The organism is Vibrio sp. 1069, from assembly GCF_033340555.1.
Window position 1 is genome coordinate 1 of the sequence record NZ_JAWOWP010000773.1, and the last position, 557, is coordinate 557.

Annotated in this window: 1 pseudogene; it reads right to left on the reverse strand. The window is 46.1% G+C overall.

Annotated elements, in window-relative coordinates:
- Nucleotides 1-96: 96 nt before the first annotated feature.
- Nucleotides 97-557, reverse strand: a pseudogene (gene calR, locus R7040_RS28970) (LysR family transcriptional regulator CalR); the annotation flags it as partial.

Sequence of the window (557 nt, forward strand, 5' to 3'; positions counted from 1 at the left end):
AAGCCCCGAAAGACAAGCGTCTCTCGGGGCCAAACAATTGTAAAAATTGATGATTACAAATCCAGTCTGACCAGTTCATCAGACCAAATAATAAACTTATTTTGATGCAACCACTTCACCACACGTCACCATTAGCTGGTCACGTAGCCAAATGTGGCCTTTGTCTTTTTCACTTGATTCATGCCAGCTAAGGAAGCCGCTGATTTCTTTGTTCGCAAATGGGAAGTCTAGAATCTGCAGTTGGTCACTGTTCACCGCATTTTCCGCCATCCAGCGTGGTGCGATAGTCACTAACTCAGATTGGCTAACAACGTAAAGCAAGTTGCTTAGGCTTGAACCTTCGTACGCAGCTTGGCAGTCAAGCTCGCGGTACGCCTGCTCAGAGAAGCTACGTTGACCGTGAACTTTAGACAGTTTCGCGTGCTTTTCGTTAATTAGCTGCTCGGCGCTTACGCCACCTTGAATACGTGGGTGCGTTTTCGAAGCGATAACCACCAATTCATCTTTGAAGATTTCTGTGCTTGAGAAACCTTGCTCATCAAAACGAGCGTAATCGA